Annotated in this window: 1 protein-coding gene; it reads left to right on the forward strand. The window is 65.7% G+C overall.

Annotated features, from left to right (window positions below):
• A partial coding sequence (gene hemE / locus B9Z45_RS16660) for a uroporphyrinogen decarboxylase (protein WP_108408294.1) occupies positions 1-1,098 on the forward strand: 1,098 nt, incomplete at both ends.

Raw genomic sequence — 1,098 nt, forward strand, 5'->3', positions numbered from 1 at the left:
GCGTTTGCCCCCTTGCAAAACGACACTTTCTTGCGCGCCTGCCTGCGCCAAGCCACCGACCACACCCCCGTCTGGCTCATGCGCCAGGCCGGGCGCTACCTGCCCGAGTACCGTGACACCCGCGCCAAAGCCGGCAGCTTCATGGGCCTGGCCACCAACGTCGACTACGCCACCGAAGTCACCTTGCAGCCCCTCGAGCGCTACCCACTGGACGCCGCCATCTTGTTTTCCGACATCCTCACCGTGCCCGATGCCATGGGCCTGGGCCTGTCGTTTGCCCTGGGCGAAGGCCCCAAGTTCGCAAAGAATGTGCGCGACGAAGCCGCTGTGGCCGAGCTGGCCGTGCCCGACATGGCCAAGCTGCGGTACGTGTTTGACGCGGTCACCTCCATCCGCAAGGCCCTGAATGGCTGCGTGCCCCTAATCGGCTTTTCAGGCAGCCCCTGGACGCTGGCTTGCTACATGGTCGAGGGCGCAGGCTCGGACGATTACCGCCACGTCAAGACCCTGATGTACAGCCGCCCCGACCTGATGCACCGCATTCTGGCCATCAACGCCGATGCCGTGGCCCTGTACTTGAACACCCAGATCGAGGCCGGTGCGCAAGCGGTCATGGTGTTTGACAGCTGGGGCGGGGTGCTGGCCGATGGCGCTTTCCAGGCATTCAGCCTGGCCTACACCGCACGCGTGCTGTCGCAACTGAAGACCGAGCACAACGGCCAGCGCATCCCCAGCATCGTGTTCACCAAGGGCGGGGGCCTGTGGCTGCCCGAGATGGCAGACCTCAACTGCGATGTGCTGGGCCTGGACTGGTCCATGAACCTGGGCCGCGCCCGCGCTCTGGTGGGCGGCGAAGTCGGTGGCCCCGGCAAAGCCCTGCAAGGCAACATCGACCCGAACATTTTGTTTGCGCCGCCCGAGCACATCGCCACCGAAGTGCGCCGCGTGCTCGACAGCTTTGGCACACCCCACACCGACCTGACCACCACCGGGCCAACGCACATCTTCAACCTGGGCCACGGCATCAGCCAGTTCACGCCGCCAGAGCACGTGACAGCGCTGGTGGAGGCGGTGCACAGCCATTCGCGTGCACTGCGC

It is taken from the genome of Limnohabitans sp. 2KL-17, from assembly GCF_003063415.1.
Lineage (GTDB): Bacteria > Pseudomonadota > Gammaproteobacteria > Burkholderiales > Burkholderiaceae_C > Limnohabitans_A.